We start from the raw sequence: 1,093 nt of genomic DNA, 5'->3' as shown, positions 1-1,093 counted from the left end.
CGTCAGCCAGAATGTGGAATACGGGATGCGCATGCGCGGGATGGCTCCTGCGGCGCGGCGCAGCCGCTGCCGGGAGCTGCTCGCGATGGTTGATCTCGAAGATAAGCGGGATATGTATCCGCAATCGCTATCCGGCGGCCAGCAGCAGCGGGTGGCGCTGGCCCGCTCGCTCGCCGTCCAGCCGAAGCTGCTGCTGCTGGACGAACCGCTTAGCGCACTCGACGCCAAGATCCGTAAGAACCTGCGGACAGAAATCCGCCAGATCCAGCGGAGGCTGGGGATGACGACGCTGTTCGTTACCCACGACCAGGAAGAGGCGCTGATTCTGTCGGACCGGATCTGCATCATGAACCAGGGCCGGATTGTTCAGGAGGGCTCACCGGAGCAGCTGTATACAGCGCCGCGGACGGAATTTGCCGCCCGGTTCATGGGCAGCTACAATGTGCTGACCCGGGCCGAGGCGCTTGCGCTGTTCCGCAGCGTGCGTAGCGCAGCGGACAGCTTCGCGATTCGGCCTGAAGCACTTAGGCTGCTGCCGGAAGGCGAGAAGCCGGGGGAGGACACGGGCGGCATGATTGCTGTGAAGGGGACGGTACAATCTGTATCTGTGCTCGGCAATATTATCCGGGCTGTCGTGGAGGCGGCGGAAATTTGCCTAACCGTGGATTTGCTGAATGACGGACGCTGGCTGCGCGTGCGGGAGGGCGAGGGGGTTACCCTTTTGCTGGACCCGGCCCAGCTGCTGCAGCTGGAACAGGAGGGAGCCTAACGATGACGGATGCAGCGAATAAGCTGATCGTAGTGGTGCTGGACGGGCTGCGGTACGATGCCGCCCGTAAATATTTGGGTTACATGGAGCATCTGGTGGAGCAGGGTCACATGTCCTGCTGCAGTGTACAATCCGAGCTGCCCAGTCTCTCGCGGCCTCTGTATGAAGTGCTGCTTACGGGGACGCCGGTGTCGAAGAACGGAATCACTGCCAATCATATTGTCAGGCTGAGCCATGAAGAGAGCGTCTTCCATCTTGCTGTCGCTGCCAATCTGCGCACAGCCGCAGCGGCATATCACTGGGTCAGCGAATTGTACAGCTCCG

The 1,093-nt window shown here is 61.4% G+C and carries 2 protein-coding genes; both read left to right on the top strand.

Annotated elements, in window-relative coordinates; translation table 11 throughout:
• Nucleotides 1–769 (top strand): ABC transporter ATP-binding protein (locus AQR02_RS25825; protein ID WP_054943244.1); only part of this gene is annotated, 769 nt, incomplete at its 5' end.
• Between the two features lie 2 nt (nt 770–771).
• On the top strand, nt 772–1,093 hold a 322-nt coding region (locus tag AQR02_RS25820), incomplete at its 3' end, for an alkaline phosphatase family protein (RefSeq protein ID WP_187388827.1).

The sequence above is a fragment of the Paenibacillus ihuae genome (assembly GCF_001368795.1).
Classification (GTDB): Bacteria; Bacillota; Bacilli; order Paenibacillales; family Paenibacillaceae; genus Paenibacillus_AQ; species Paenibacillus_AQ ihuae.
Note: the sequence above shows the minus strand (reverse complement) of the source record. Positions and strands in the feature narration are given on the sequence as shown.